Annotated in this window: 30 protein-coding genes; 6 read left to right on the top strand and 24 right to left on the bottom strand. The window is 67.3% G+C overall.

Annotation, left to right across the window (positions count from 1 at the left end; translation table 11 throughout):
* Positions 1 to 82 precede the first annotated feature (82 nt).
* The 21 genes from AC5RW2_RS34705 to AC5RW2_RS34605 form a co-directional block, all read right to left on the bottom strand.
* Positions 83 to 1174, bottom strand: a complete 1092-nt coding sequence (locus AC5RW2_RS34705) for an OmpA/MotB family protein (protein WP_494075044.1) — start codon at positions 1172 to 1174, stop codon at positions 83 to 85.
* Entirely contained in the window at positions 1171 to 1992 is an 822-nt protein-coding gene (locus AC5RW2_RS34700) for a motility protein A (protein WP_494075043.1), read from the bottom strand. The genes AC5RW2_RS34705 and AC5RW2_RS34700 overlap by 4 nt, the downstream gene beginning before the upstream one ends.
* Positions 1993 to 2310, bottom strand: coding sequence for a flagellar FlbD family protein (locus tag AC5RW2_RS34695; RefSeq protein WP_494000443.1), 318 nt, complete (start codon positions 2308 to 2310; stop codon positions 1993 to 1995). It abuts the gene before it with no gap.
* A gap of 257 nt (positions 2311 to 2567) precedes the next feature.
* Complete coding sequence (locus tag AC5RW2_RS34690) at positions 2568 to 4406, bottom strand: HNH endonuclease signature motif containing protein (RefSeq protein WP_494075042.1); 1839 nt, start codon at positions 4404 to 4406, stop codon at positions 2568 to 2570.
* A gap of 208 nt (positions 4407 to 4614) precedes the next feature.
* The gene (locus AC5RW2_RS34685) at positions 4615 to 5787 is read right to left on the bottom strand and encodes a flagellar hook protein FlgE (protein ID WP_494075041.1); all 1173 of its coding nucleotides are present in this window, start codon (positions 5785 to 5787) and stop codon (positions 4615 to 4617) included.
* Between the two features lie 90 nt (positions 5788 to 5877).
* A complete protein-coding gene (locus tag AC5RW2_RS34680; RefSeq protein WP_494075040.1) occupies positions 5878 to 6432 on the bottom strand; it encodes a flagellar hook assembly protein FlgD in 555 nt (184 codons plus the stop codon).
* A 13-nt stretch (positions 6433 to 6445) separates the two neighbouring features.
* Positions 6446 to 8110, bottom strand: a complete 1665-nt coding sequence (locus AC5RW2_RS34675; protein WP_494075039.1) for a flagellar hook-length control protein FliK — start codon at positions 8108 to 8110, stop codon at positions 6446 to 6448.
* Entirely contained in the window at positions 8107 to 8994 is an 888-nt protein-coding gene (locus AC5RW2_RS34670) for a C40 family peptidase (RefSeq protein WP_494075038.1), read from the bottom strand. Before AC5RW2_RS34670 ends, AC5RW2_RS34675 begins: the two co-directional genes overlap by 4 nt.
* A 2-nt stretch (positions 8995 to 8996) precedes the next feature.
* Entirely contained in the window at positions 8997 to 9419 is a 423-nt protein-coding gene (locus AC5RW2_RS34665; protein WP_494075037.1) for a flagellar FliJ family protein, read from the bottom strand.
* A 2-nt stretch (positions 9420 to 9421) separates the two neighbouring features.
* Positions 9422 to 10750, bottom strand: coding sequence for a FliI/YscN family ATPase (locus tag AC5RW2_RS34660; RefSeq protein WP_494075036.1), 1329 nt, complete (start codon positions 10748 to 10750; stop codon positions 9422 to 9424).
* Complete coding sequence (locus AC5RW2_RS34655) at positions 10747 to 11403, bottom strand: FliH/SctL family protein (protein WP_494075035.1); 657 nt, start codon at positions 11401 to 11403, stop codon at positions 10747 to 10749. Before AC5RW2_RS34655 ends, AC5RW2_RS34660 begins: the two co-directional genes overlap by 4 nt.
* Positions 11393 to 12412 (bottom strand): flagellar motor switch protein FliG, encoded by a 1020-nt coding sequence (gene fliG, locus AC5RW2_RS34650; RefSeq protein ID WP_494012700.1) that lies wholly within the window; start codon positions 12410 to 12412, stop codon positions 11393 to 11395. The genes AC5RW2_RS34655 and fliG overlap by 11 nt, the downstream gene beginning before the upstream one ends.
* Positions 12409 to 14043 (bottom strand): flagellar basal-body MS-ring/collar protein FliF, encoded by a 1635-nt coding sequence (fliF, locus tag AC5RW2_RS34645; protein WP_494075034.1) that lies wholly within the window; start codon positions 14041 to 14043, stop codon positions 12409 to 12411. The genes fliG and fliF overlap by 4 nt, the downstream gene beginning before the upstream one ends.
* Positions 14043 to 14348, bottom strand: coding sequence for a flagellar hook-basal body complex protein FliE (fliE, locus tag AC5RW2_RS34640; protein ID WP_494000457.1), 306 nt, complete (start codon positions 14346 to 14348; stop codon positions 14043 to 14045). The genes fliF and fliE overlap by 1 nt, the downstream gene beginning before the upstream one ends.
* A complete protein-coding gene (locus tag AC5RW2_RS34635; protein WP_493979188.1) occupies positions 14348 to 14740 on the bottom strand; it encodes a flagellar basal body rod protein FlgC in 393 nt (130 codons plus the stop codon). Before AC5RW2_RS34635 ends, fliE begins: the two co-directional genes overlap by 1 nt.
* Complete coding sequence (locus AC5RW2_RS34630) at positions 14740 to 15081, bottom strand: flagellar basal body rod protein FlgB (RefSeq protein ID WP_494000458.1); 342 nt, start codon at positions 15079 to 15081, stop codon at positions 14740 to 14742. The genes AC5RW2_RS34635 and AC5RW2_RS34630 overlap by 1 nt, the downstream gene beginning before the upstream one ends.
* Before the next feature lie 125 nt (positions 15082 to 15206).
* Positions 15207 to 15716: a hypothetical protein gene (locus tag AC5RW2_RS34625; protein WP_494075033.1), complete on the bottom strand. Its 510-nt coding sequence runs from the start codon at positions 15714 to 15716 to the stop codon at positions 15207 to 15209.
* On the bottom strand, positions 15703 to 16149 hold the full coding sequence (fliS, locus tag AC5RW2_RS34620) for a flagellar export chaperone FliS (protein WP_494012703.1): 447 nt from the start codon (positions 16147 to 16149) through the stop codon (positions 15703 to 15705). Before fliS ends, AC5RW2_RS34625 begins: the two co-directional genes overlap by 14 nt.
* Positions 16146 to 17486, bottom strand: coding sequence for a flagellar filament capping protein FliD (fliD, locus tag AC5RW2_RS34615; RefSeq protein ID WP_494012704.1), 1341 nt, complete (start codon positions 17484 to 17486; stop codon positions 16146 to 16148). Before fliD ends, fliS begins: the two co-directional genes overlap by 4 nt.
* Before the next feature lie 122 nt (positions 17487 to 17608).
* The gene (locus AC5RW2_RS34610) at positions 17609 to 18478 is read right to left on the bottom strand and encodes a flagellin N-terminal helical domain-containing protein (RefSeq protein ID WP_494012705.1); all 870 of its coding nucleotides are present in this window, start codon (positions 18476 to 18478) and stop codon (positions 17609 to 17611) included.
* Positions 18479 to 18626: 148 nt separating this feature from the next.
* Positions 18627 to 19439: a sigma-70 family RNA polymerase sigma factor gene (locus AC5RW2_RS34605; protein ID WP_494023282.1), complete on the bottom strand. Its 813-nt coding sequence runs from the start codon at positions 19437 to 19439 to the stop codon at positions 18627 to 18629.
* Between the two features lie 245 nt (positions 19440 to 19684).
* On the opposite strand from AC5RW2_RS34605, the gene AC5RW2_RS34600 reads away from it, so the two are divergent.
* The 4 genes from AC5RW2_RS34600 to AC5RW2_RS34585 are packed head-to-tail and all read left to right on the top strand — an operon-like array spanning position 19685 to position 22905.
* Positions 19685 to 20170, top strand: a complete 486-nt coding sequence (locus AC5RW2_RS34600) for a flagellar protein FlgN (protein WP_494000463.1) — start codon at positions 19685 to 19687, stop codon at positions 20168 to 20170.
* Between the two features lie 10 nt (positions 20171 to 20180).
* Positions 20181 to 21611: a flagellar hook-associated protein FlgK gene (gene flgK / locus AC5RW2_RS34595; RefSeq protein WP_494075032.1), complete on the top strand. Its 1431-nt coding sequence runs from the start codon at positions 20181 to 20183 to the stop codon at positions 21609 to 21611.
* 2 nt (positions 21612 to 21613) lie between these two features.
* Positions 21614 to 22525, top strand: a complete 912-nt coding sequence (flgL, locus tag AC5RW2_RS34590; protein WP_494075031.1) for a flagellar hook-associated protein FlgL — start codon at positions 21614 to 21616, stop codon at positions 22523 to 22525.
* Entirely contained in the window at positions 22522 to 22905 is a 384-nt protein-coding gene (locus AC5RW2_RS34585) for a flagellar assembly protein FliW (RefSeq protein WP_494000466.1), read from the top strand. Before flgL ends, AC5RW2_RS34585 begins: the two co-directional genes overlap by 4 nt.
* A 184-nt stretch (positions 22906 to 23089) precedes the next feature.
* On the opposite strand, the gene AC5RW2_RS34580 is transcribed toward AC5RW2_RS34585, so the two are convergent.
* On the bottom strand, positions 23090 to 24022 hold the full coding sequence (locus AC5RW2_RS34580) for a tRNA pseudouridine synthase A (RefSeq protein WP_494075030.1): 933 nt from the start codon (positions 24020 to 24022) through the stop codon (positions 23090 to 23092).
* A 175-nt stretch (positions 24023 to 24197) separates the two neighbouring features.
* On the opposite strand from AC5RW2_RS34580, the gene AC5RW2_RS34575 reads away from it, so the two are divergent.
* Positions 24198 to 24752, top strand: coding sequence for a DUF2243 domain-containing protein (locus tag AC5RW2_RS34575; RefSeq protein WP_494075029.1), 555 nt, complete (start codon positions 24198 to 24200; stop codon positions 24750 to 24752).
* Positions 24749 to 25651, top strand: coding sequence for a cytochrome c oxidase assembly protein (locus tag AC5RW2_RS34570; protein ID WP_494075028.1), 903 nt, complete (start codon positions 24749 to 24751; stop codon positions 25649 to 25651). Before AC5RW2_RS34575 ends, AC5RW2_RS34570 begins: the two co-directional genes overlap by 4 nt.
* Before the next feature lie 10 nt (positions 25652 to 25661).
* On the opposite strand, the gene rplQ is transcribed toward AC5RW2_RS34570, so the two are convergent.
* Positions 25662 to 26225 carry a 50S ribosomal protein L17 gene (gene rplQ, locus AC5RW2_RS34565; RefSeq protein WP_494075027.1) on the bottom strand — a complete coding sequence of 188 codons (564 nt, stop codon included), beginning with the start codon at positions 26223 to 26225 and terminating at the stop codon, positions 25662 to 25664.
* Positions 26226 to 26290: 65 nt separating this feature from the next.
* Positions 26291 to 26794 (bottom strand): DNA-directed RNA polymerase subunit alpha C-terminal domain-containing protein (locus AC5RW2_RS34560; RefSeq protein WP_494075026.1); only part of this gene is annotated, 504 nt, incomplete at its 5' end.

The raw sequence follows: 26794 nt of genomic DNA, 5'->3' as shown, positions 1-26794 counted from the left end.
CCAACTCGGCCGTGCGGTGCCATAGGCGGGCGCTCAGTGGGAGGACTACCAACGCCGGCAGGCCTGTGCCAGAGGCGGGCGCTCAGTGGTCGGAGGATGCCCCGCCGGGCGCCGGCGCGTAGGTGGCGTCCGGCCCCGGGCCGCCGCTGCGGCCACTACCGGTAACCACGTCGCGCCCGGAGCTTTTACCCGGTTCGCCTGCTACGCGCTCGGCAGGTTTGTCCTCAGGGGCTTCGGTTTCAGCCGACTCGGCCTCCGCCTGTTCCGCTGCTTCGGCTTCGGCGGCCTTCTTGGCCAGTTCCGCACGTTCCGCGGCGGCCTCTTTAGCGGCACCGGCAGGATCCTTCATGACTTCGGGAATCAGGTTGCGGATGGCCTCCGGCTGGCCCGAGAGCACCACAATGTCTACGCGGCGGTTCATGGCGAGATCTGCATCACTCCCGCTGCGGGTCAGCGGCCTGGATTCGCCGAACCCGACCGCGGAGATGCGGTTCGAAACCACGCCGCTGTCTTCCACCAGATGGCGCAGCACGTTCACGGCACGCTCCGAGGAGAGCTCCCAGTCCAGTGCGTTCGGGTCCAGGTGGCGCACCTGGGCCGTGTGCCCTTCCACCTTCAGCTCGTAGCCGACCGGCCTCAGCACCGGACCGACCACGTTCAGGATCTTGATGGTCTGCCGGGTGAGCACCGGCGAGTCGGGCTCGAAGAACGTCTCGCTGCCAATCAGCCGAACGGTCAGGCCACGCTCGTCAAGCTGGAAGCGGACAGCTTTTTCAAGGCCTTCTTCCTGCAGCCCCTTGGTGATCTTTGCCTGGATGTTGCGCAGGTCGTTGACTTCCTTGATGGCCACGTCGAGATCGGTTTTCAGTTCACCCTCGGTGTCCTCTTCGGCGTCGCCACTGGTAAACCCCTGGCCCTCCTCGTCAATGAGTTCAGACGGGACCACTACCCCTTCGGCCGTGTCGACCGCCTGCGTGCGTTCCACGCCGAAACCCGTGGCCAACGAGTTGGCCAGCTTCTCGAACTTTGCCGCATCCACCGTGGACATGGCGAAGAGCACGATGAACATACACATCAGCACGGTGACCATGTCCATGTAGGAGGCCATCCACCGCTCGTCCGGGTGCTCGTCCTCTTCCGCGCCGAGAGGCCGGCGCGGGCGCCGCGACTTCATGCTGCCTTGACCGCAGGCTTGTCGTCGGACTTCCCGGATTTGCCTTCCTTGGCCGGCTTCCCCGTGCCCATCTCATGCTCCGGAACCATGGCACGCAGGCGTTCGCCCAACAGCCGCGGCTGGCTGCCGGCCTGGACGGCCAGCATGCCTTCCATCAGCAGGGTCATGCGCTCGGTTTCCAGGTCGGCCAAGCGCCTCAGCTTGCCGCCGATCGGCAGCCAGATGAAGTTGGCGGAGAGCAATCCCCACAGCGTGGCAACGAACGCCGTCGCGATCATCGGTCCGAGGGTGTCCGGGGTGGAAAGGTTTTCCAGCACGTGCGTCAGCGATACGACGGTGCCGATGATGCCGATGGTCGGGGCGTAGCCGCCCATGCCCATGAAAAACTTGGAGGATTGGCGATCGGCGCGCGCCTTCGTGCTGATCTCGTCTTCGAGAAGGATCCGCAGTTCCTCGCCGTCGGTGCCGTCGGCGATGTTCTGCAGCGCCCGCTGCATGAACGGGTCCTTTTCCTCGGTCGCCTCTGCGTCCAGTGCCAGCAGACCCTCGCTGCGCGCCTTTTCGGCCAGCTCGACGACTCGGTCAATGACCGTCTGGGGCTTCGCCACCTTGCCGGTGAAAGCCCGGGGCAACGCTTTGAAGGCGTGCAGGCCGTCCCTGAGGGTGGTGCTGGCCAAGCCCACGGCGATAGTTGCACCGAAGACCAGGATCATGGGAGCCGGGATGAGGAGCGCCGAGACGTGGGCGCCCTCGAGGGTGATCATGGCATAGAGCGAGCCGAAGGCCAGCAGGAGGCCAATAAGTGTTGCGGGATCCATTTACGTATTCCTAGGGCGCAGCGGCACAGTGTTGCCGGGGTCCGCGGAGTCGTCTCCGGGGGCCGGGGCGGCTGGTGGCACGAGGCCGAGCTGGGGGTGACCGTGCTGGTGGACTGAAGGCGGCAACTCACGGGCCAGGTGCAGCACGTAGGCGCGGTAGCTGGCGATCATCTCGATGACCTGGCTCATCGTCTCGGTGACGATGTACTTGGCGCCGTCAACCATCACCAAAGTGGTGTCCGGGTTGGAATGGACGCGCTCAATCAGGTCAGGGTTGACCGCAAACTGGCTGTCATTCAGCCGCGTTACTACGATCATTGGCCCCGTCCCAGGTCTCTCGAGGGCTCCGGTGAGCCGCTACCTACTACCTTCGGCCGCGCGCGCCCCGCGGTTAGCTGCCCAGCCCACTTGTCGCGCGCGTCACGCGGAGAGTGGCTGGACTTGGTCCTTTGATTCCGGGTTTTGACCAAGCAAGACATTCATTCAGCGGCCGTACCGGGACCACACCTGCTGCTTGCGTGGTGGTTCTTCCCGCACCAAGACTGGACAGCGGGCATCGCGGGAGGCCTGCCTCATCATCCAGTGGCTTGGAGTGGTTGGGGAGGGGCGTGGGTGTGCCAGTAGGTGTTGCGCAGCGGTTTGCGGCGCGGGTCGATGTAGTCCGGCGGGGTGAACCAGGGGATGCCGTCGACGACGTTGATCTCCCAGTTGCCTTGCTCGATCAGGTCGTGGTGGAGCAGGCAGAGGCATACTCCGTTGTTGACGTCGGTGCGGCCGCCGGCCCACCAGGGGATGATGTTGTGCGCTTCGGTCCAGAATGCGGGCATGCTGCACCCCGGGAAGGCGCAGCCCTTGTCCCGGGCGACCAGTGCCCGGCGGATGGCGCGGTTGAAGAACCGTTGGGACCGGCCCAGGTCCAGGATTTCGCCTTCGGAACCGAGGACGGCCGGGATGATCTCGGCGTCGCAGGCCATCCGGCGGACTGTGGTGGCCGAGACCGGGCCGGTGAAGACCGCGTTGCCGCCGCCGGAGAGCAGCCCGGCCAGCTGCTCGTACCCGGTGGTGACGATCACTTGGGTGCGGTGCCCGCCCGAGTCCGGAAGCCTGCCGGTGTTCAGCGCGATCCGGCAGGCCCCGACCAGGCCCGCGAGCAGCTTCTGCGCCCGGGTGGCGTCATCCATCGCCTCCACCACGGCCGGATCCACACCGGAGGGGCCTTCACCGGGCAGACCGGGTTCAGGGCCCGACGGCGCGTCGTCCCGCGGGTCGGAGATTTCGCCGTCGCCAGCCTCAGCAGTGCCTGCCGCATTCTCCAGGCGTGTCCCGGCGCCGGTTGTGCCGGCACCGGCGCGTGCGGCGCTTCCTGCGTCACTTCGGCCACCGCCAGCCGTGTCGGCAGCCGTGCTTCCGCCCCCCTCGGTGTCGGAATCCCCCGAGCCGGCAGGGCCCGCGTCGGACCGGCCGTTGCCGGCAAAAGTGTTGGCGGCGGTTTCGATGGCGTCGGGGCGGATCCTTGGGTTCGCGGCGCTATTCATCACGGTGGCGAGAGCCTCGTACTGGGCGTCGGTGGTGTTAATGACGAACTGGTGCAGCCCGCGGCGCCGGCCCCGGTAGAACAGGCCCTGCCGGGCCCGCAGTTCCTCCGCGGACGGTTCGGCACCGTCCTGGTCGACCGCGGTTTCCCACGTCTTGGCCACCATCACCAGGGTGTCCGCATCGGCGTCCACGGCCTGCCGGACCAGCGACGCTTCCATCGCCTGCAACGCCTCCGGGCTACCGGCGTGGCGGGCCCGGTCCAGGGAATCAACCACCAGGGCCGCGGCCTGGCCGCTGACCTCCCCGCGGGCCATGGCCTCGGCCAAAACCGGCAACGCCGGAACACCCGGTTCCCCGTCCAGCCGGACCGGCGCGGCGATCGCCTTGCCGACCCGCAGCCGGCGCCGCGCCTCCACAATCCCGATCCCCAGCCGGGAGCGCAGATATTCCGCCGTGTTCGCGAACTCCGTCTTGCGGCGGCGCCGCACCTGCTGCGCCCCGGACCTGCCCGGGGCCGCTGCGTCCACGCCGCCGGTGCTGATCGCCGCCGCCGGGTCCGCCCACTCCCCCGCCCCCGCGGTGCCCGACGTGGCGGCACCGGTCTCTGCGCCGGCCCCGGCGCTTGCTCCGAGTCCTGCCGTCGCGTGTTCCCCGGTGGCGGCGATGTCCGCCCGCTCCACCGCGTGGGCGCCGACGGCCTGCAGGAACTCCACGAGCTTCGAAACACCCTCGACCGCCGCCACCGTGTGGGCCAGGTCCCGGGTAGACAGGGACGACAACTCAACGGGGAAGCCGTCGGCGACATCCTGCAGCAGGACACACGCCTGATCCAGAGATGCTTCCATCTCCCCGGTGCGGTCCAACGGTGCAAGAGCCATACCACAATTTTATTCGTACACAGATTCGATAGCCATCAAAAAGGCCCAGTGTGTAGGGATAGTGCCCCGCCACTCAAGCAACTGGTGCACGAGGTTTGATTTCGTGGCAAAGAAAAAGCGGCCGCCTGCGAACGGTGCAGGCGGCCGCTGCAGCTGCCCGCGAACAATCAGGCACCTGCACAGGGGTGGTCGTTATTGAGCCTTTGGCTTAGCGCTTCAGGTTGGTCAGTTCCTGCAGCACCTCATCGGAGGTGGTGATGATGCGGGCGTTGGCCTGGAAGCCGCGCTGCGCGACGATCAGGTTAGTGAATTCCTGAGACAGGTCCACATTGGACATTTCCAGCGAGCCGCCTGCCAGCGTGCCGAGGCCGCCGGTGCCTGCAGTACCGAGTTCCACCTGGCCGGAGTTGGCAGTTGCACGGTACGACGACGAACCCGCCTTTTCGAGGCCTCCCGGGTTGGTGAAGTTGGCCAGTGCAACCCGGCCGACGACAGCCTGGTCACCGTTACTAAAGGATCCCATGAGTGTGCCATCCGGGCTCATGGTGAAGGATTCAAGGGTTCCGGCCGCACGACCGTTCTGACTGTCGAATCCAACGGTAGTCATGCCGGCGTAACCGCTGAGACTCGTCAGATTAACGTTGATGCCGTCAACCGCCATGGGGCCGCTTGGCGTCAGGACGCCGTTTCCGTTGAGCGCGAGCGATGCACCAACAGTCCCGCTGCCGGTCTTGGAGACATCCCAGCCGTCTGCTGTGCGAGTGAACGTCAGGGAGAGGCTGGCCTTGGTGCCGTCCGCCTTAAAGACCTCAACATCGCGGACAAGGGCATCTGCTTCCTTCGCGTCAGACGGAAGGTTCCCTGCGAGCACTGCCTCAGAAGTGGCACGGGCCTTGGAGATGGCGTCGGGGGAAAGATCGATCGCGCCAATGGGTCCGCCAACGGGCATGTTGCCGTCTGCATCTGCCATCCAGCCCTGCAGGATTGCCCCGTCCGGGGAGACAAGACGCCCCATGGAATCGAGTTCGAAGGCGCCGGCGCGAGTGTAAAGCTGCTCGCCGCCCTTGGTGGTGACGAAGAATCCGTCGCCGGAGATCATCATGTCGGTGGCCTTGCCCGTGGCCTGCGAGGAGCCCTGGGTGAAGTTGGTGGAGATGCCGGCCACCTGCACGCCGAGGCCCACCTGTGCGGGGTTGGTGCCGCCGGCCTGGGCCTGCGGGCCGCCTGCGCCCTGCGTCATCTGGGACAGGGTGTCCTGGAACTGCACCGAGGAGGCCTTGAAGCCGGTGGTGTTGACGTTGGCGATGTTGTTGCCGGTGACATCAAGCATGGTCTGGTGGGAGCGGAGTCCGGAGATTCCGGAGTAGAGGGAGCGGAGCATGATCAGCGCCTTTCGGATCGTGGAACGGACGGGTAATTCAGTGATTGGGAGAATTTGTTGGCGGCACAAGCCGGCTTAGGGGGCAGCATCTCAGGCGGCGGCACCCCCGGTGGTACCGGCGTCGCTGGCCGCGCCGTTGGCGCCCGGCGCATCGGTGCCGCTGGCACCCGAGCCGGAGGCACCGGCGTCGTTAGTGGCTTCGCCAGTACCAGACTCCCCCGGCGCGCCGGCGGCGGTGATCCCGGCGACCAGATCCAGCGGGATTTCCCGGCCGTCCACGATCACCTGCGGGACCGGCCCGGCATAGGAGACCGAGGTGGCGGTGCCGGTGACCAGGGAGCCGTCCGCGCCGTAGTAGCTGACCTCGCGGCCCACCAGCGCCGCGGCTACGCCACGCATCTGCAGGGAGAAGTTCTCCTCGCTGGTGGTGGTCATGGTCGCGATGCTTTCCATCATGGCCAGCTGCGTGGACTGGGAGATCATCTGGTTGGTGTCCATCGGCGAGCTGGGGTCCTGGTTCTGCAGCTGGGTGACCAGCAGGTGCATGAACATCTCGCCGTCCATGGACTGCTTCGGTGCGCGCACGGGCGGGGCGGTATACGTCGGGGCGACTGTGCCAACGGGCGCGACTGAGTCGGTGGGCATGGTTCTCCTTGTCTCAGGCCAGCACGTCGAGGCTGGTCGATATCCCGTAGGGACGTCTCAGGGCGGATGGGTCGGTCGTGTCCGGGGCCGTGTCTGCGGCGGTTCGGGTGGCCGCGCCGGGGCGGCCTTCCTGTCCCTGCGGGCCGCCGGAGGGCCGGCCGTCGGGGCCGAACTGCATGCCGGGGCGCGCATCGTTCGGGCGGTTCTGGTTGGACAGGTCCAGGTTGGCGTTCAGGCCGGTGGCGGCAAGATCGCGTTTCAGGTCGGCCATGACGGCGCGCAAGGCGTCGCGGCCAGCGTCGTTGGGCGCGAAGAGCTCCACGCGGACGCCCTCGCCCGTCACGTGGGCTCGGACGGTGACCGGGCCCAGGTTGTCAGGGGTGACGCTGATGGTCATCACGTGCTCGCCGGGCTTGGCCTGCGCGAGCGTAAAGAGCGGGCGGGCCACCTGCGCGGTGAACGGCAGCTGCTGGTTCGGCGGGACGGGAGCGGCGGCCGGGGCGGGTGCGGCTGCCATTGGCTGGGACACCGGGACCGGCTGTCCGGCGACCGGCACCTGGAAGCCCGGCTGCAGCTGTTCGCTCTCGCCGCGCCCCGCTGCGGCGGCGGCTGTGGCGGTCGCTGCCGTTGCGGCCACACCAGTCGCGGCCCGACCTGCGGCCGGAGTGCCCGGGGCAGGTTGTCCGGGAAGCACGACGCCGGTGGTCGGCTGCGTGCGATGGGTCGCCTGGGCTGCGGGCTGGGTGGGAGCCGGTCGCGCGACAGGGTCGGCGGGCTGGCTCCGGGCTGCGTCGCCTGTCCCGGCCACCGGCACCACGCCGGTTCCGGCCGCGGGGGTTGTCGCGGCGGCTGTCGCTTCTCCAGCGGCTGGCCCGGGTGCACCGGTTTCTGTTGCGGCAGCACGTGCCAAGGTGGCAGCCGGACTTCCTGCGCCTTGCCCGGCGACGCTCCCGCCGTCAACATGGCCAGCGGCGGACGGGGCACCAGCCTGGGTTGCGGCTGCTGCGGCGTTGGAAGCAGCCGGGACAACCGGGCTGGCGACAACGGATGCTCCGGCGCCGCTTGCGGCGCCGTGGACAGAGGCGGGCCAGCCGCCGGTACCGATAAATGCACCGGTTGCACCCGACATCCCGAAGCCACCGCGGCCATCGGAAGCGCCCTCACCGGCGGCCCGCTCGCCGCCGGCGGCAGCATCGGCCGTCACCGGGGACTGAGCCGCGTCGGCACCCACTTCGCCGATCGGCGTACCCGCGCTGGTCGGATCGCCGGCGGTGAGGCCTTGCCCGACCAGGAGCGGCCAAGGTGCCGAGCCGCCGCCGTCACCGGCGACTGCGGCCGCCGGATCAGTGGCTGCAGCGTCGCGGGAAGGAGCAGTAGCCGGACCGGTGGCGGACTCGGCCGTGCCGGCGCCTGGTTGCGAAGCTGCACCGCGACCGGTTTCACCCCGGGCATTTCCGGCCGCCCCGGTTGACCCGGCGGTAGCCGCGGCAGCCCCGGGGCCCCCGTCGGCGGCACCGCCGTCGTGCTGGGAACGCTTGGTGGAAGCAGCGGAACCGTGCCTCAGCGCATCCTGCATGGCGGCGTCGAAGCCGGGAGAAGAGGAGCGCGCGGCAGCCGGCCCGCCGGAACGGGCGGAGGACGCAGGGGCGACGGGCAGGGAGTTCACTGGCAGGCTCATGCGGTTCGTCCCCTCGCCATGGCCGCCTGCGCGGCGGCCAGCAGGTCGGTCAGCTGTCCGGCGCCGCCGGAGTCCTGGCTGCCGTTGAGCGTCGAGGCCAGTCCGGTGTTTGCGGTCTGGTTGGAGAGCATGGCGGTGATCGCGCCGGCCGTGCCGTTCTGCCCGGTGAGCATCGAGGTCAGCCCGGTGGACGTGGACAGCTGGGCGGCGGCGATCAGGTCGGTCAGCGCGGTCTGCTGGTCCGCGGTCAACCCGGCGGCGCCGGCAGCCACGCCGGAACCGGCGCCCGCGGCCTGGGCGGAGGACTCCTCCGGCAGGATGCGGCGGATGGTGGTGAGGTTGGAGTCGTTCTCCCAGGCGTCCCGGACCTTAATCGTGTCGCCGGGCTGCGGGGCGTCGATGGCCTTGCCGTTGCCCAGGTAGATGGAGACGTGGCCGCCGTCGAAACTGAAGAGCAGGTCGCCGGGCTTGGCATCTGCCATGGAAGCCACCGGCGTGCCTTCCTTCATCTGGTCCCAGGTGACGCGCGGCAGGTCAATGCCGATGTCGCGGAAGGCGTGCTGCACGAAGGACGAGCAGTCGAGGCCGACGGACGCGTCGTTGCCGCCCCAGACATAGGGCAGTCCCACGTACTTCTCCGTGGCCTTGATCAGCTCGGCGGCGGTCCCGGTCGCGGCGCCGGTTCCGGTCGCGGCGCCGGTCCCGGAAGCGCCGGCGGGGGCCTGGGCTGCTGCCGTCAGCGCGTCGGCGAACGCGCTTGCCGTTGCGCCGCCGGTGCTGCCGGCCGCGGTGGCCCTGGCCGCGGCTTCCAAGGCGGGGGCAGGCTGGGCGAGCTGGGTCAGCGTGGACTGGATCTGCTGGATCCGCCCGAGGGTATCGGTCATGCTCATCGTCCGTCGCCGCCCCGGGCGCCGGTGGACAGCTCGTCAAGCACCAGCTGCTCGCGCCGCAGCTCTTCGAACGCCTCGGCCGCGAGGTGCCGGGTCTCGAGCTTCTCCAGGCCCACGGACTGCTTGCGCACGGCAAGGAACTCCTGCTGGGCCTGCTGCGCCTCGTTCCGCCGGGCCCGGTCCAGGTTTTCCAGGTCCGCCAGCATGCTGCGCGAGGCGGAGCGGGCGGCGGCCACCGCGTGCAGCGTGGCCGCATCGGAGACTTCGCTGATGATCTCGCCCAACTCGTCGCGGGCAGCCACCACCCGCGCGCCGGACTCGCGGGCGCGGTGATTCGCGGCCGCGAGGTTGCCGGCAGCCTGGTCCTGCTGAAGCTGGCGCAGCCGCAGCAGCCCGGCCAGGGGGAAGGATCGTGCCATCTCTACATACCTCCAAGGGTGCGGGCCAGGCGGTGCAGCTGCTCCCACGACTGCGCGGCCGGCGTCTGGTCATCCATCCGCTGCTGCAGGAACAGGTTGATGTCGTCTTCATGCTGGACGGCCGCGTCCACCAGCGGGTTGGAACCGGGCTGGTAGGCGCCCACGTCCAGCAGGTCCTGCGCGGCCTTGCGGGCCGCCAGCACCTTGCGCAGGGCGCCCGCGGCGCGGGAGTTCTCCGGGCTGTTGACCTTGGACGCCACGCGCGAGATCGAGCCGAGCGGGTCCACGGACGGGTAGTGCCCGGAGACGGCGAGCTTGCGGTCCAGCACCACGTGCCCGTCCAAGATGGAGCGGGCCGAGTCGGCGATCGGTTCGTTGTGGTCGTCGCCGTCCACCAGCACCGTGTACATCCCCGTCACCGAACCGGTTTCGGCGGTGCCGGCGCGTTCCAGCAGCCGGGCCAGCAGGGAGAAGGTCGACGGCGGATACCCGCGGGTGGCCGGCGGCTCGCCGACGGAGAGGCCGATCTCGCGCTGGGCCATGGCCACGCGGGTCAGCGAGTCCATCATCAGCATCACGTCCGCCCCGCGGTCGCGGAACGATTCGGCAATCCGGGTGGCGGTGAAGGCGGCGCGCAGCCGCATCAGCGCCGGTTCGTCAGAGGTGGAGACCACCACGATGGACCGGGCCAGACCGGCCTCGCCGAGGTCGTCTTCGAGGAACTCGCGGACTTCACGCCCGCGCTCCCCGACCAACGCGATCACGGAAACCTCGGCGTCGGTGCCGCGGGCGATCATGGACAGCAGCGAGGACTTGCCCACGCCGGAGCCGGCGAACAGGCCCATGCGCTGGCCCTTGCCCACGGTTGTGAGCGTGTCCAGCACGCGCACGCCCAGCTGCAGCGGCGTCTCGATCCGCGCGCGGTGCATGGCGGACGGGGTGTCGTTGTCCAGCGGGACCAGCGAGTCGAAGACCAGCGGCCCCTTGCCGTCGACCGGCCGCCCCATCCCGTCCAGCACCCGGCCGAACAGGCCGTTGCCGGTGGGCACCAGCACCGGGGCGCCCTTGGCCTTGGCCGGGGTGCCGGTATTGATCCCGGTGAGCCGGCCCAGCGGCATGCAGCGGATGCTGTCCCGGCCGGTGGCCACGACCTCGGCCTCCACGCCCTGGCCGTCGCCGATGAGCACGAGGTCGCCGATGGCGCAATCCAGGCCAATGATTTCGACGCCGAGGCCCACCACCGAGGACACCATCCCGTAGCGCGGGGGCCGGGCCGCCGCCAGCGCGCCGGCGAACCGGTCGGCGCGGGGGCGCCAATCGACGGCGGTCACTGCCGGGCCTCCAGCAGCGCAGCCTTGGCGCGGGCCAGCGCGGCGCCGATCCGCGCGTCCAGGAAGCCGTCGGCGAATTCGGTGACGGCGTCCCCCGGCGCGAGCGACGCATCGGGGCTGAAGCTCACACCGGCCTGCTGCCGCGTCTCCGGCGCCAGCATGGTCAGGTCCGTCGGATTCATCCGCACGGTGTGCACGCGCGAGGCGTCCACCCCGGCCAGGGCCCGGGTGAGGGCCGAACGGGCGGAGGCCGCGCCGTCGGACAATTCATGGCCCAGGATGGCTTCGGCCAGTTCCATGGCCGCGGCGGCCAGGGTGTCCTGCGCGGCGGCAAGTACCGGCGCGGTCCGCTCCTCCAGCGCACGGGTGGCCGCGCCGAGCGCTGCGACTGCGTGCTGCAGGCGGGTGCGGGCGTCCGCCATCGCGGCGGCGTGGTCCTGCTCCATCGCGAGCTGGCGTTCGCGCATCAGCTCGGCGCCTTCGCGCATGCCGGCGGTGTAGCCGGCGGCGTGGCCCCGGACCCTGGCCTGTTCGAGCGCCTTGTCCTGCGAGTCGTCGCTGCGCAGTTCGGTGTAGCGCAGCTTGGCGAAGGCCCCGGACCCGGTGTTCAGCTCGGGGAAACTCACCCTGGAGAACGCGGCGTCAGTAGACATATTCGTCCTCCTCCGCCCCGCGCTGGACGGTGATGATGCCGCTGGCCTCGAGCTCGCGGATCGAGCGGACGATGTCCGCGCGGGCCTCCTCGATCTGCGACATGCGCAGCGGGCCGGTGGCCTTGATCTCGTCGTCGAGGATGTCGCGGTTGCGCTCGGAGACGTTCTTGCGGATCAGCTCGGTGACCGGTTCGCTGGCGCCCTTCATGGCCACCGCGAGCACCGCGATCTCGATGCCGCGCAGCACCTGCTGCACGTCGCGCGGTTCGAGCTTGGTGATGTCTTCGAAGGTGAGCATCCGGGAGCGGACTTCCTCCGCCAGCTCCGGATCACGTTCCTCCAGGGCCTCAAGGAGCGCGCGTTCGGTGGCGACGTCGGCGCGGTTGATGATGTCCACCAGCGGCCCGACGCCGCCCACTACCTCCACCTGCTGGCGGGGCACGACGGCGCCGGCCCTCACCTTGAGCGTGTCCGCCACGATTGACACGGCTTCGGGGGTGGCGGTGCCCATGGTGGCGATGCACTGTGCCACCTCCGGCCGCACCGAATCCTCCAGCCCGGCGATCACGGTGGATGCCAGCTCCGGGCGCACATGCGCGAGCACCAGCGCGATGGTCTGCGGGATCTCGCCGTTCAGCAGCGTGATCAGCTGAGTGGGGTCGGCGTCATCCAGGAACTCGAACGGTTTCCCGGCCATGGAGGTGGCCAGCCGGTCGAGCACGCCGGCGGCCTTCTCCGCACCGAAGGAGGCGGCCAGCAGGCCGGCGGCAAACTCCCTGCCGCCGCGGGGCCGGCGCCGGCCCTTGACCGTCATGTCGTGGAATTCCTTGAACGCCTCCTCGGCGGTCTCGGGATCCACGCGGCCCATGCTCACGAGCTCGGCCGTGATCAGCTCCGCCTCGGCCTCGCTGAAGCGCTTCATGACCTCGGCGGCCCGGGCCTGTTCCATCTGCATCAGCACCACCGCCACCTTCTGGGTGCCGGTCAACGTGGTCAGTAACTCGCTCATGCGTTCTGCTTGTCATCCATCAGGGAGCGCAGGAAGTCGGCGGTCTTGTCCGGTTCCTGGGCGGCCAGGGCGTCGATTTCCGCCCGCTTGCGGTTCATTTCCTTCTGCTCGTCGGACAGCTCCGGCGGGCCGGCGAGCTCCAGCGCGGTGGTGTTCGGGCCGGTGACCACGGGGAGCGGCTCCGGCACGATGATGGGCTTCGCGGGAAGCTGCAGGTCCTGGGGGGCCTCGATTTCGGGCTGGAAATCCTGCAGCTCGCCCAGGTCCACCGGCTCGCGGTTCTGCCGGCGGGACCAGCGGGCGTAAATCAGCAGGGCGATGATCACCAGCAGGATGATGCCGGCGGTGATGATGGCGGTGCGGATCAGTTCGGCCTGACGCGCGGCTTCCTCGGCGGCCTGCGCGGCGGCGAGCGCCTCGGCGGCCTCCTGCGCGCCGGCGGTGTTGAACGGCACGAGTTCGACCGTGACCTCGTCCCCGCGGTCGGCGTTGATGCCGGCGGCGGTGGTCACCAGATCCTCGATGTTGGCCACGTTCAGGGCCCCGGCGGCGTCGGCGTCCAGGGCCACGGACACGGTCTGGCGGTTGATCGCCCCGGCCGGGATGGCGCGGGTCTCGGTCACCTTGTTCAGGGCGTTGTTCTTGGTCTCCGACTCGGAGGTGAAGGTCCCGTCGCCGCCGGTGTTGCCCGGTACGGCGATGTTGTCCGGGCCCAGCACGCCGGCCGCTCCCCCGCCGGTCCCCTCGTACTCTTCGGTCTGCGCGGACTCGTTCAGGGCCGGCGCGCCGTCCGGCGTCGTGAAGGTCTCTTCCACACGCTCGGCGGACTCGTAGTTCATGTCCGCGGCAACCACCACGGAGGAATTGCCGGGCCCGACCACGCGGTCCAGCATGCTCTGCACCGAGGCGCGCACGCGCTCCTCGTAGTCGGAGGCCTGCTTGTCCGCGGAGCCGGTGGCGCCCACACCCACCGCGGAGAGCACGGTGCCGGCGGCGTCGATGACGGCGACGTTTTCCGGCTTCATGCCGTCGATCGAGGCGGAGGTCAGGTGAACGATGGCCTGGACGTGGTCGGCGGACAGGGTGGTCTTTTCGGTGTCCACAAACACGGAGGCGGTGGCCTCGCCCTTCTCGGAGACGAAGACCGTCTCCTCTGGGATGGCCAGCCGTACGGAGGCGGTCTTGACGCCGTCGAGTGCCTCGATGGTGGAGGCCAACTCGCCTTCCAATGCCCGCTTGTAGGTGACCGACTGCTGGAACTCGGAGGACGTCACGCCCATGTCGTCCAGCAGCGAGTAGCCGCCGGTGGACGAGCTCGGCAGGCCGGCCGCGGCGGCCTTGAGCCGCTGGTCGTAGACCTTGTCCTCCGGCACCAGGATGGTCCCGCCGCCGTTGGTCAACTCGTACGGCACCCCGTCGGTGCGCAGCTGCTCCACGATGGTGTTCGCGTCGGCCGCGGCCAGCCCGGAAAACAGCGGTGTGTAGGAGGGCTTGGACGCCCACGTCGTCAGGGCGGCAATGCCGAGCACGACGACGGCGATGCCGATGATCGCGATGGTGCGCTGGGCGACGGTGAACTCGCTGACGGTTTTGCCCAGCCGGGAGAACCAGGAGGAGACCTTGCCGGGCATCAGGCCTGCATCCTCATGATCTCGTTGAAGGCGTCAACGCCCTTGTTCCGGACGGCTGCCACGAGTTCCAGCGTCACGGCGGCGCGGGTGGAGGCTAGGGTCGCGTTGTGGATGTCGTTCAGGTCGCCGGTAACGGCCTGGATGGCCAGTTCATTGGACGTGGACTGCAGTTGCTGCAGGTTGTCGATGGCACCGGTCAGGGAGGTGGCAAAGCCGACGCCGTTGGTGGCCTGCGGAGCCTCGGCGGCCGGCAGGTAACCGGTGCCGGTCACGCCCTGAATCGGCGGAATGGAAGAGAGCGGCATCAGTTGCGTCCAATCTGGAGGGCGGCCTCGTAGGTCGTCTTCGCCCGGTCCACCACGGCCGCGTTGGCCTGGTAGCCGCGCTGGGCCAGGATCAGGTTGCCCATCTGCTGGGACAGGTCGATGTCCGGGTAGCGGACGTAGCCGTCCTCGTCCGCCAGCGGGTGGTCGGGCTCGTGGACCATGCGGCCCTCGGCCTCCCCGAATTCGGCCCCGGCCACGTAGACACCGGAGACGCCCTGGCCTTCCTGGGCGATCACGTAGCGCGCCTGGAAGGCCGCGCCGTCGGTGCTGGTGGCGTTGTTCGCGTTGGCGAGGTTGTCGGAGACGGCGTCCAGCCACTTGCGGTGGACGGTCAGGCCGGTCCCGGCGATTCCAATGGCGTCGAAAGTCATCAGTTAGTCCTCATCGCCGTGCGGACGCCGCTGAAAGGACTCTCGGCGGCACGGGCTGCAAACTGGTAGCGCAGCACTGTTTCAATGTTGGAGAGCGTCTCGGTGTCCAGGTTGACGTTGCTGCCGTCGAGCCGGGTGGGCTCCAGCGAGCGTTCCATCGTGGCACTGGCGCTGCCGTTCCCGTGGGCCACCGATTTCGCGAGTGCATCCTCGAACTGGACGCGCTGCGCATGGTAGCCGGGGGTGTTCACGTTCGCGATGTTGTTGGCGATGGCGCGCTGGCGCATGGCGAGGCCGTCCAGGGCGCTCTGCATGGCAGCCCCCGTCACAGATTCGAACACAGCAAAGACCCGTCTTACTACTGGCATGTGGGCGGCCGATCCATGGCCTGTTCTGTGAGCGATCCGTGCTCACTATCCAGTTATCGGCAGAAGACGGGAGTGCGTTAGGTGAATCTTGAGATTGGTTAACCGTTTACGTCGAGGTAGACGGAACGACCAGAAGTACCAGGGGTGGGAACGGCATCCAGAAGCGCGGATTCCTGCCGGTTTTGCCGCATCTCGGCGCGCAATTCCCGGATCACTGCCTGCTGCGCGGCGGCGAGCTCTGTCGCCCGCTCCACCAGCTCGTCCGGAATCGGCCCCAGCCCCTGCGGGGCCTTCCACCGCGCGACGGCGGTGCGCGGGCTGCTCACTGCCGCTTCATCGGTCTTGTCCCCGGGGAGAGCAACTTCGGCGGGCGCGCTGCCATGGCCACCGGTCTCGGCAGTTCCGGTGAGTCCGCCGGCATGGCCCCCGGTCTCGGCCGTTTCCTTGAGTCCACTGCCATGGCCACCGGTCTCGGCCGTTTCGTTGAGTCCGCTACCTTGGCCACGGGTCTCGGCCGCCTCGGCGAGAGCCAGTTCGAGTTCGTCCAGCACGGCCGTCCAGCGCTCCAGCGCGGAAACTTCGCCCTCCGGCACGTCAGGCGATGCCAAGTTCGCCGCCGAGGCCGGCGCCACGGGCAGGCTGTGCCGGGAGCTGCCCTGCGGCCTCGTGCCAGGCCTCGCGCAGCGGCTCCAGCAGTTCGATGCATTCGCGGGTCCGGGCCGCATCGCGGTGAATGTTCGCGTTCATCATCGCGGTCAGCGTGTAGGTGTAGAGCGCTTTCAGGCCCTCTCCCCCGTCCCACACGTCCGTCTTCAGCGAGGACATCAGTTCGGACACGATGGCCTGCGCATGGATCAGATTCTCGGACGCCACCGACCAGTGCTGGTTCTGCTGCGCGGCCTCCGCCCGGTTCAGGTCCAAGAGCAGCCGGTCATACAACATGGTCAGCAGCCGGGCGGGCGTGGCGGACATGATCGCGTCACGCTGGAACTGGTTGCGCTTGGCCTGGGCTCCGAAGCCCGGCCCGTATGTCAGTGTCATTTCTTCGTGCTCCCCCATGAGGGCAGGGTGGCCAGCTGCGAGTTGAGCCAGTCCCCCTGCGACTGCAGGCCGTTAAGCGTTACTTCAAGTTGGGCCCAAGTCCGTTCGAGTGTAGAGCGGCGCATCGCCAGCCGGGTATCCCACTCGGCAACTTGATCATTCATGCTGCGGACCAGGGATTCCTGGCCTTGGATTCGCTTGGTGATGGCGCCGTCGTACTTGTCCGAGGCATCCGTTGCAGCCGTAGCCACGCGACCGGCAATCGTCTGGACCACCTTCTCGACCCACGCAGAGTCTTGCGTCATCGCCTTGCCGAACTTCTCGGCATCAAACTCAATCGAGCCGTCCTTGGTGATGCTGATGCCTATTTCCGACGGCGACCGTCCGTCGATGGGGCTGATGGCAGCGGTCATCATGCGCTGCTGAATATCGCGGACGCTGCTGTCCCCTGTGAAGATTCCGCCCTTGGTCGTCGTTGACCCGGTGGACGTGGAGACGTTCACGGATGAGTTCTTGGAGATGAAGGCGAACAGATCCTTCAAGCCGTCGGCCAGCGCCTTGGCCTTTGCGGTCACGGCTTCATCGTCGCGAGTGATCGTGATAGTCGACTTATCCCCGGAAACCGCGTCGGCCCCCAAGGTGACGCTTACACCCGGCAGGAGGTCAGTGAACGTATTAGTGGACGAGGAGATTGTTTGCAGGCCACCCCAGATGGACACCTTTGCATCCACAGGAGGTGTGACTTCCGCAAATACAACCGGGGTTCCCTGGAAAGCGATGGAGAATCCACCTGCTTCGCCCGTTTCTTTTGCCGCGAACTGCAGGCGATATTGGGGGTTCGCTGGGTCTGTTCCGACTGACACCTTTGTCGCTGTAACTCCAACCCCGGATTGGTTGATCTCACCAACGATTTGGTCAAGGGTCTTCCCAGCAGTATCAACTTCCACTTTGCCGTCTTGGAGGGCAATGGTGAGACGTGTAGCCGTCTCAGGCCAGTCGCTCAACAAAGCCGAGACGGATACCTGAGCCTTCGCCAATTGGACGACTTCCAAGTCAATGCCACCGGCCGAAGCTCCTTCGGCAGCTGCAACAGAGATCTTCTCCGAACTGCTGGTGCCGGAGTAGATGTTCAAAGAATTGGCTTTGGACGTCTCGGTCGCCGTTTTTCCGAGATCGGCGATCCGCGTGTTCAGCCCTTGGAGAGCGCTGACCAGCGTCTGGGTGCTGGAAACCTTGTTTTTCAGGAGTGATTGCGGGCGCGCTTCCAGCTGCATGAGCTGATTAATCATGGTGGCGGTATCCAAACCGCTGACCATGCCGCCGATCGAAAACGCCACGCCAGTTCCTCCTGAAAGAAGCCTGTTTACTAGAAGAAATGCTGACGCCCGGCAGCGAAGAGTGTGAGGTCCAATTCGTTCGCCTCGCTGCCGGGCCGCATTCAGCCGTTAGCTACCCGGATTTAGCCGAGGAGCTGCAGCACACCCTGGTTGATCTGGTTGGCCTGAGCCAGCATCGCAGTGCCGGCCTGGGACATGATCTGGTTCTTGGTGAACTTAGCCATTTCCGAAGCCATGTCGGTGTCGCGGATACGGGATTCCGAAGCCGACAGGTTTTCCGCAGAAACATTGATCGACTTGATCGCGGTCTCGAAGCGGTTCTGGGAGGCGCCGAGATCCGCACGCTGACCGGAGACGTTCTTGATAGCCGCATCGATCGCCTTGATCGTGTCCTGGGCCTCGACGTTGGTGCCAACCTTGAAGACGTCACCGGCCATAGTCGTTGCTACACCGGCCGCATCAGTGATGTCGCCCTTCGCCAGACCTGTGACCGCAGTTGCAACATTGCCGAGGTTGACGGTCAACGCGTTGTCGGCAGAGCCGTCTGCGCCAATCTGGAAGGTCATCGTGCCGCCCTGCAAGAGCTTGGCTCCGTTGAAGTTGGCAGAAGAGGCAACACGAGCCAGTTCCTCACCCAACTGCGTTGCTTCTTTAGCGATCGCACCGCGGGCGTCGGCGTTGTTCGAGTCGTTCGCGCCCTGAACGGCAAGATCGCGCATGCGCTGCAGGATGGAGTGGACCTCGGTGAGCGCACCTTCAGCGGTCTGGATAACCGAGACACCGTCCTGGGCGTTGCGGGCGGCAACGTTCAGGCCGTTGACCTGCGAGCGCAGGCCCTCGGAGATGGACAGGCCGGCTGCGTCATCGGCAGCGCGGTTGATGCGCAGGCCGGTGGACAGCTTCTCCAGGGACTTGGAAATGTCGTTCTGGGTGTTCGACAGGTTGCGGTACGAGTTCAGGGCCGCAACGTTGGTGTTAATGGCGAAAGCCATGATGAAACTCCTCCATGAGATGGTACAAATTCACCGGCCCGTCCATGGGCTGGCACTTGTAGCTATCGGAGGATTACGAGGATCCGTTAGGAGAAGTGCAAAGAATTTTTCGCGGTGCGGGCCGCCGGGGCCGGCTGCTGCGAACAGGTCAAGAAACCGCGGCCCGTGGCTGCGTGGCGGCGAAGCGTGTAATCCCGCCGATGGTCTGGTCGGCCAGCGCAGTCAGGTATGCCTTCCGGCGGGAGGGAGCGATCCGTGACTCGGGCACATGGCTGGCGCCGTCGTCGTCGGAATAGTGGGTGTGCAGGCCGTCCCGGAGGAGGCGGATGGCCTCGGAGCGCTGCTGGGAGACGGCCGAGTGGGTAGCGCCGAGCTCTTCGGCGATTTCCTTCACGGTGCGGTCCTCGAAGTAGATTTGCTCCACGATGTAGCGCATCTTCGCGGGAAGGTGGTGCACGGCGGCCTTCAGGAAGGCCAGCCGCTCCTCGGTGAGGAGTGAGCCTTCGGGCGACGCCGTCTCGGAGACCAGGAATTCGGCCGTGGTGTCATCCAGGGCGGAGACGGTGCGGGAGGCATCGTCTATGGCCGCCTCCGCGGTCTCGCGGTCCACCCCGAGAGCGGCGGCAAGCTCGTCGACGCTCGGGTAGCGGCCGAGTTCGGCGGTCAGGGTTTCGCGGACGGACAGCGTTTGTTTGATCCGCTTGCGAACGGAGCGGGGAGCCCAGTCGATGGCCCGCATCTCGTCGGCAAAGGCGCCGATAATGCGACGGCGGGCAAAGGCGCCGAAGGGAACGCCGAGATCCGGATTAAAGGCGTCGGCGGCGGTGATGAGCGCTACCGAGCCGGCAGAGGCGAGGTCGTCGCGGGAAAGGTGGGTGGCTTTGGCGCACACTTCGGAGACCAGATATCCGACGAGCGGGAGGTTCTCAACCACCAGTGCATTGCGGTCAGCACGATTCACTGACATGTCCCCCTCCGTGCCCAGAAATACGTGGACGAACCATCCCAGCTACCAAGGGGTGCGGCCTTGGAAGAACGATTCATCTCTTGGTGAAACCTACCATCAATTGCTCCTAACGCAAGGGGGTGGTGCTGCCGATAGATAGGAATGTAGCCATGCCGTTACTTCTTGTTCATCTAGTGCGGCTTTTTGACGCGGACCCGCGGGGGTTGTGTCCGCAGAATCAACCAGGGGAGGTGCCTGACATGGGAGCCCATGAACTGTCCGCCATGCTGTGGCACGAACGCGAACTTCTTGAACTGCTGGTCTTCAAACTCGAGGAGGAGCAGCTGCTCCTGACCGCCGGCAAGTCCCGGTGGCTGCAGCACGCCACCCGGGAGGTGGAACAGGTGTTGGAGAGACTGCGCGACGCCGGCCTGGCCCGCACGGTGGAGGTGGCCGCACTGGCCCGGGAATGGGGTACGCCGGAAGGCGCCACGCTGCGGGAGCTGACCGAACAGGCTCCGGTGGGTCCTTGGGGCGAGATCTTCACGGGACATCTGCAGGCGCTGACCCAGCTGACCCTGCAGATCCGCGAACTGCGCGACGTGAACGAGAAGTTCCTGCGTGCGGCGGCCCGCTCCACCCAGGAAACGCTGGCCAATTTCAATCCCGATGCCGGGACCTACGACTCGCAGGGGACGGCAGGGCTTTCGGGCAACCGCTCCCAGCTGTTCGACACAACGATCTGAGGTTTTCGCAGTGAGTACCTTCAGCGGCCTGAACACCGCGTACACCGGTCTGGTGGCCGCCCGCCAAGGTTTGAACGTGGTGGGCCAGAACATCGCCAACGCCAATACCGAGGGCTACACCCGCCAGCGGGTCAGCACCTCGTCCATCGGAGCCCTCGACCGCACCGGCCTGCTGACCGGCGGAGTGCAGATCGGCCAAGGCGTTTCCGTGGACGCGATTGCGCGTCTGGGTGACATGCACCTGGACACGCGCGTTCGGTTCTCGGCCGGTGTCGCCGGCTATTCTGCCGTGCGCGCCAATACGATGTCCGGCCTGGAGGCGTCGTTGCGCGAGCCGGGCCAATACGGCATCTCGACGCAGCTTCAGGAGTTCTGGGCTTCCTGGCAGGCCCTGTCGAACCGGCCCGATGACGGCGCTGCCGGCGCGGTGGTGCTGGAGGAGGCGAACATCCTGGCCAACATGATCAAGCGCGGTTACCAGGAGGTTCGCGAGCAGTTCTCCCGCCTGCGCTCCGATGTGGACACAATGACCGCGGAGGTCAACGGCGCTGCGTCCCAGGTAGCCAACCTCAACGAGAAGATTCGTTTTGCCGTCGCCAACGGAGGGTCCGCCAACGAGCTAATGGACCACCGCAACCTGCTGACCGAACGGCTGGCTGCCCTCACCGGAGCCACGGTTCGCCACGGCGGCGACGGGCAGGTGGATGTGCTGATCGGCGGCAATGCGATTGTCACCGGTTCCAGTGCCCAGCGAATCGCCGTTACAGCGGACTCGGATACGGACATCTCCGGCACCAAGGGCGTGCGTCTTGAGTGGGCGAGTCCGAGTCGGGTCGGCATGCCGGTGGTTCTCGACGGCGGCGAAATCGCAGGCGCGATGTCCATGCTGAGCGGCACCGATGGCGGCCCGCTGCGAAGCGCAGCCAAGGACTACAACGACTTCGCCACCGAGCTGGCGCGCGTTGTGAACGACGTCCACACCACAGGCGTAACGCGTGGCGGTACGGCCGGAAGCGATTTTTTCAGCTTTCCCCCATCGAGTGACGGCGTGCCTGCCGCGCTGGGAATCTCCGTATCAGTCACCGGCGTCGCACAGTTGGCCACCGGTTCCGCGGCCTCGGGCGGCAGCCTCGACGGTTCAAATGCAGACAAGATGGCCCAGCTCGGCATCGGCTCCGAATCTCCGGATCGATTTTGGGAGAACATCGTCACGACCATCGGCGTAGCGGCGAAGACGGAGCTCCAGCAGTCCAACCTCGCGGATATCGCGTCCCAGTCTGCCAAGACCTTGCAGTTGTCCAACGCGTCGGTGGATATGGACGAAGAGAACGTCAACCTGCTGACATACCAGCACGCCTACCAGGGCGCGGCCCGGGTGATGACGGCCATTGATGAAATGCTCGATACGTTGATCAACCGCACCGGATTGGTCGGGAGGTAGCCATGATTTCAAGAGTCACCAACCAAACGATGAGCAGCTTCGCCCAGCGCAACCTGCAGGACAATATGGCGCGTATTGCCAAGCTGCAGGAGCTGGCCGCCGGAGAGTCGCTGATTGCCCGCCCCTCGGACAACCCGACGGGCACCGCCGATTCCATGCGGACCCGTGCGGATCTGCGGGCAAACGAGCAGTACAAGCGCAATATCGATGATGCCAACGGTTGGTTGGCTACATCGGATTCAGCCCTCGGAAATGTCACTTCGCTGCTAAACAAGGCCCGGGATCTGACCATCCAGGCAACCAATGGATCGGTGTCCCCCACCGGCCGCGAAGCCATCGCGCTCGAACTGGAAAGCATCAAGGGAAGCCTGCTGGATGCCGCCAACACCAAGTACCTGGGTCGCAGCGTGTTTGCGGGCAATTCGGATGGCGCAGCGGTCTTCGCCTACGCCGACGGCTCGGCAACATACACCTTCACGGGCCCCGACTCTACGGTTGATCGTCGGATTGGCCCCGACCTGACAGTTCGAGCGGACGCTGATGGCGCGAAAATCTTCGGCAGCGACCCGGCAGACGGAAGTGCCGGCAACTCCGTGTTTGCCCTGATCGACACCTTGACGTCCAAGCTCCGGGCAGGAGTCGACATCAGCAGCCACCTGAACGACATCGACGTCCGGCTGAACACCGTGATCAACGCACGCGCCGAGGTCGGTACCCGCCACGCCCAGATCCTGAAAGCGCAGGAGACGAACTTGGACGAAGCTGTTTCGCTTGAAGCCCGCCGCTCCGGGATCGAGGATCCGGATATCGGAAAGGTCATCCTGGACCTGAAGATGCAAGAGGTGGCCTATCAGGCCGCCCTGCAGGTCACGGCTCGGGTGCTGCAGCCAACCCTGATGGACTTCCTGCGATGAGCGCCGCGCTGACCTTCGTGGCCCCTCCCCCGGGACTGGCACCGCTGGTCGATTTCACCCTCGACGAGATCGCGGGAGCGGCCGGGCTGTACTCCCTGCAGCCCGTGGCCGAACCGGGCAAGCGCCTCTTCGTCCTGGACGCGGCGACCTACCTGAACCAGTACACCCCCGTGATTTCCGACGACGACCGTGCCGCCCTGGACCTCAATGCCTCCGAGGACGCCATGGTGCTGGTGGTGGCCAACCCCGGCGAATCGGGGACCACCGTGAACCTGATGGCCCCGATCGTGGTCAACGTGCACACCGGCGTCAGCGCCCAAGTCATTCTGGAAGGCCAGGACTGGCCACTCCGTGCCGAACTGACACCGCAGGCCGCCTAGCTTCACCCGCCGATCGCGTGACACGGCGGTAACGGCTGAAGAAGTCAGACGTCTGAAACTATTGAGCTGACGGCGGCCACCGTGCAAGAGTTATGCCCACGGTCCAAGGGACCTGCTGGGGGATCCGGAATCACCGGTTATGGCTTCCGGCGGCTTATGGGGGAACCGCCGGAAGCAACCACCCTCACCCCTCGTCCGGATCGGCGCGTTTTGCCCGGGTCAGCTCTGCCCGGAGCAGCAGTTCGCCGCCGTCGGGATAGAGCACCTCTTCCAGCACCAACGGGTGCGGCGGAGCCAGCTTGCTCTTCGAGTCCCTTACCTTCGCCAGCATCCGGTCGCGCAGCCACTCCGGCGCCTGCTCGCCGCTGCCCACCAACAACGATGCGCCGATCAGGGCACGCACCATGTTGTGGCAGAACGCGTCTGCTTGCACCGTGGCCGTGACCACGCCGTCGGCTCCTCGGGCGAATTCGAACTTCTGCAACTCCCGAATGGTGGTGGCGCCTTCCCTGGGCTTGCAGAACGCCAGGAAGTCGCCGATGCCCAGGAGCCTGGCGGCTGCGCGGTTCAGGAGATCGACGTCGACGGCGTGCTTGTGCCACAGCGTGGTGTTGCGAGACAGCGGGTCCCACGTCTCGGCCCGGTCGGCGATCCGGTAGCTGTAGCGGCGCCAGAGGGCGGAGAACCGGGCGTCGAATCCGTCGGGGGCGACGGCGGCGCGCTTAACCTCGATGGCCCCGGCAAGGTCGCGATAGGGTACCGGGGCGCCGACGCGGCCGCCGAGCACCTTGGCCAGCACGCCGCGCAGGCGCCGGACCAGGGCTTCGGCGGGATCGACCTCGCGGCCGCGGGCCAAGCCGTGCCACTCCCCCGGGTCCAGGTCGAAATGCACCACCTGCCCGCGGGCGTGGACCCCCGCGTCGGTGCGGCCGGCAACCGTCAGCCGGACCGGCCGGCGGATCATGATTGCCAGCGCCTCCTCGAGCGCGCCCTGCACGGTCAGCCGGCCGGGCTGCACGGCCCACCCGCTGAAGGGGCCGCCGTCGTACGCAAGATCCAGGCGGACACGCAAGGGAGCGCCGTCCCGGCCGGGGACGGGGGAAACAGTCGGAGGCATGGATTCCATGCTACCGGGAGCCCCCGAGGGTCCCGGATGCAGCCGGCGCCCCGTCCCGGTTGAAGGCGGGCGACCTGCCAGACGTCGGCGGACTGTCGACGGGGGCGGGCATTCGGTCTATGTTGCTGGGACAGCGCCCGCACTCACGGGCGGGACCGCGAGGTTCGGAGGAGCGATGGCAGGCAGCCCCGGAACGGCAACCACCACGGATCACAACCGCCGGATCGCCCTGCCCGGGATCGTCCTCGGGGTGGGGCTCGGCGGCTTCGTGGACGGCATCCTGTTGCACCAGATCCTGCAGTGGCACCACATGCTCACGAGCGCGGACACCGCGAACATCGACGTCGGTTCGTACCCGGCGAACACCGTCCACGGCTTGCAGATGAACACGCTGTGGGACGGCCTGTTCCATACGGTGACCTGGCTGGCCATGCTGATCGGGCTGGGGCTGTTGTACTCGCGGGTGACGACCTCGCGCGGACGGGTGTGGGCATCCCGGACCCTCTGGGGCTGGATGCTGCTCGGCTGGGGACTCTTCAATCTCGTGGAGGGGATCATCGACCACCACCTCCTCGCGATTCACCACGTCATCGGCGGCGAGTACCAGATGCTGGCCGACATTCTCTTCCTGATGTTCGGGGCGCTGCTGGTGATCGGCGGCTGGCTGCTGCAACGGTCCGGGCGGGTGGTAGACCTGAGGGCTGGCACCCCCGGGCGGGAACCGGCATGATCGGCGCCCACTCGGCCCACAACCATCAGCCGGCAGTGTTCGACGGCGTGCTGCCGCCGGCCCTCGTGGCGGCGGCAGCCGTCGCCTACCTGGCGTTGGCGTGGCTGCGGAACCGTGAGGACCGCGGCTGGGGCCGCCGGCGGACCGTTTCGTTCCTCGCCGGCGCGCTGTTGTTGGCGCTGGGCCTCGCGCCGCAGCTGATGCCGCTGCCGCCCGGCGGGCTGCCGGCCCACATGGTCCAGCACCTGCTGATTGGCATGTATGCGCCGATCGGGCTGGTGCTTGGTGCGCCGGTGACCCTGCTGCTGAGGTCGGTGCCGCGCCGTTGCGGCAGGGTGATCGGAAGGATGCTGCGCTCACGCCCGGTCCATCTGGTGGCCAACCCCGCGACTGCGCTGGTCCTCACCCTCGGCGGGCTGGCTGGGCTGTACTTCACGCCGCTCTACAGCCTCGCGGCGGACACCCCGCTGCTGCACCACGCCGTCCACCTGCACTTCCTGGCCGCCGGCTGCCTCTTCGCCTGGGTGATCGCCGGGCCCGACCCGGCACCGCTCAGGCCCTCCGTGCCGGCGCGGCTGGTGGTGCTGGGCGTGGCCATCGCCGGCCATGCGGTCCTGTCCCAGTTGCTCTACGCGGGGCTGTTCGTCCAGGTCCCGGCGCCGGCCGCCGAGCTGAGGCTTGCCGGCGAACTGATGTATTACGGCGGAGACGTTGCCGAGCTGCTGCTGGCCTTCGCGCTGGTGTCGACGTGGCGGCCCCGTCGCGGCAAACCGGCAGCACCAAGCTCCCGCGGGAACGGACCCCGCTCCCCCGCGGCGAGCCCCGGCGTCGTCATGAGGGGCTTTGAGATACGCAAAAGCCCGCCGCCCCGGAAGGGGACGGCGGGCTTCAAGCAGTGAAGGCGAAGAACTACTTCTTCTCTTCGGCAGCTTCCTCGGCGGACTCGGCCGACGGAGCGGACTCTGCGGACTCGGGAGAGTCAGCGGAATCGCCGGACTGCGCCGACTCGGGCGATGCAGCGGACTCGGCCGAAGCGGTCTCTTCCTCGACCGGAGCCGGGGCAGCCTTGGCCGTGGCCTTCTCGGCCTCGTTCACGACGGCCTGCTTCGGGGACACCGGCTCCATCACCAGTTCGATGACGGCCATGGGGGCGTTGTCGCCCTTGCGGTTGCCGATCTTGGTGATGCGGGTGTAGCCGCCGTCGCGGTTGGTCATCACCGGCGCGATGTCGGTGAACAGCTCGTGCACGATGCCCTTGTTGCTGATCACTGCCAGCACGCGGCGGCGCGAGGCCAGGTCGCCGCGCTTGGCGAACGTGATCAGGCGCTCGGCGAACGGGCGCAGGCGCTTGGCCTTGGTGACCGTGGTGGTGATCCGCTTGTGCTCGAAGAGCGCGGCGGACAGGTTGGCGAGCATCAGGCGCTCGTGGGCAGGACCGCCTCCGAGGCGCGGACCCTTAGCGGGGGTAGGCATTATGTTTTCTCCTCAATGGTGCCGCTGTGCGCTCCCGAGCGCCGTGGCGGCAGAATTCTTGCGTTTTAGAGTTCGTCCTCGAAGGTTTCGTCCTCGTCGATGGCTGCGGCGCGGGCAGCCAGATCGAACCCAGGGGGCGAATCCTTCAGCGACAGACCCAGTTCCACCAGCTTTGCCTTGACCTCGTCGATGGACTTGGCACCGAAGTTGCGGATGTCCATCAGGTCGGCCTCGGAGCGGGCTACGAGTTCACCCACGGTGTGGATGCCCTCACGCTTAAGGCAGTTGTAGGAACGGACGGTCAGTTCCAGGTCCTCGATCGGCAGGGCCATGTCGGCAGCCAGGGCGGCGTCCGTGGGGCTCGGGCCAATCTCGATGCCTTCGGCGGCGGTGTTCAACTCGCGGGCCAGGCCGAACAGTTCAACCAGGGTGGTTCCGGCAGAGGCGACGGCGTCGCGCGGTGCAATGGAGGCCTTGGTTTCGACGTCGACGATCAGGCGGTCGAAGTCGGTGCGCTGCTCAACACGGGTTGCCTCAACCTTGAAGGTCACCTTCAGCACCGGCGAGTA

Source organism: Arthrobacter sp. B0316-1-20, from assembly GCF_059091865.1.
Note: the sequence above shows the minus strand (reverse complement) of the source record. Positions and strands in the feature narration are given on the sequence as shown.

Excerpts from the sequence above, each read along its gene's own strand:
- fliS (WP_494012703.1), bottom strand. The coding sequence starts at position 16,149 with ATGACACTGACATACGGGCCGGGCTTCGGAGCCCAGGCCAAGCGCAAC.
- AC5RW2_RS34675 (WP_494075039.1), bottom strand. The coding sequence starts at position 8,110 with ATGAGCCTGCCAGTGAACTCCCTGCCCGTCGCCCCTGCGTCCTCCGCC.
- AC5RW2_RS34665 (WP_494075037.1), bottom strand. The coding sequence starts at position 9,419 with ATGGCACGATCCTTCCCCCTGGCCGGGCTGCTGCGGCTGCGCCAGCTT.
- AC5RW2_RS34655 (WP_494075035.1), bottom strand. The coding sequence starts at position 11,403 with ATGTCTACTGACGCCGCGTTCTCCAGGGTGAGTTTCCCCGAGCTGAAC.
- AC5RW2_RS34575 (WP_494075029.1), top strand. The coding sequence starts at position 24,198 with ATGGCAGGCAGCCCCGGAACGGCAACCACCACGGATCACAACCGCCGG.
- rplQ (WP_494075027.1), bottom strand. The coding sequence starts at position 26,225 with ATGCCTACCCCCGCTAAGGGTCCGCGCCTCGGAGGCGGTCCTGCCCAC.
- AC5RW2_RS34700 (WP_494075043.1), bottom strand. The coding sequence starts at position 1,992 with ATGGATCCCGCAACACTTATTGGCCTCCTGCTGGCCTTCGGCTCGCTC.
- AC5RW2_RS34610 (WP_494012705.1), bottom strand. The coding sequence starts at position 18,478 with ATGGCTTTCGCCATTAACACCAACGTTGCGGCCCTGAACTCGTACCGC.
- AC5RW2_RS34705 (WP_494075044.1), bottom strand. The coding sequence starts at position 1,174 with ATGAAGTCGCGGCGCCCGCGCCGGCCTCTCGGCGCGGAAGAGGACGAG.
- AC5RW2_RS34570 (WP_494075028.1), top strand. The coding sequence starts at position 24,749 with ATGATCGGCGCCCACTCGGCCCACAACCATCAGCCGGCAGTGTTCGAC.
- AC5RW2_RS34685 (WP_494075041.1), bottom strand. The coding sequence starts at position 5,787 with ATGCTCCGCTCCCTCTACTCCGGAATCTCCGGACTCCGCTCCCACCAG.
- AC5RW2_RS34670 (WP_494075038.1), bottom strand. The coding sequence starts at position 8,994 with ATGACCGATACCCTCGGGCGGATCCAGCAGATCCAGTCCACGCTGACC.
- AC5RW2_RS34695 (WP_494000443.1), bottom strand. The coding sequence starts at position 2,310 with ATGATCGTAGTAACGCGGCTGAATGACAGCCAGTTTGCGGTCAACCCT.
- AC5RW2_RS34690 (WP_494075042.1), bottom strand. The coding sequence starts at position 4,406 with ATGGCTCTTGCACCGTTGGACCGCACCGGGGAGATGGAAGCATCTCTG.
- AC5RW2_RS34635 (WP_493979188.1), bottom strand. The coding sequence starts at position 14,740 with ATGACTTTCGACGCCATTGGAATCGCCGGGACCGGCCTGACCGTCCAC.
- fliF (WP_494075034.1), bottom strand. The coding sequence starts at position 14,043 with ATGCCCGGCAAGGTCTCCTCCTGGTTCTCCCGGCTGGGCAAAACCGTC.
- AC5RW2_RS34580 (WP_494075030.1), bottom strand. The coding sequence starts at position 24,022 with ATGCCTCCGACTGTTTCCCCCGTCCCCGGCCGGGACGGCGCTCCCTTG.
- fliE (WP_494000457.1), bottom strand. The coding sequence starts at position 14,348 with ATGCCGCTCTCTTCCATTCCGCCGATTCAGGGCGTGACCGGCACCGGT.
- AC5RW2_RS34600 (WP_494000463.1), top strand. The coding sequence starts at position 19,685 with ATGGGAGCCCATGAACTGTCCGCCATGCTGTGGCACGAACGCGAACTT.
- fliG (WP_494012700.1), bottom strand. The coding sequence starts at position 12,412 with ATGAGCGAGTTACTGACCACGTTGACCGGCACCCAGAAGGTGGCGGTG.
- AC5RW2_RS34585 (WP_494000466.1), top strand. The coding sequence starts at position 22,522 with ATGAGCGCCGCGCTGACCTTCGTGGCCCCTCCCCCGGGACTGGCACCG.
- flgL (WP_494075031.1), top strand. The coding sequence starts at position 21,614 with ATGATTTCAAGAGTCACCAACCAAACGATGAGCAGCTTCGCCCAGCGC.
- AC5RW2_RS34680 (WP_494075040.1), bottom strand. The coding sequence starts at position 6,432 with ATGCCCACCGACTCAGTCGCGCCCGTTGGCACAGTCGCCCCGACGTAT.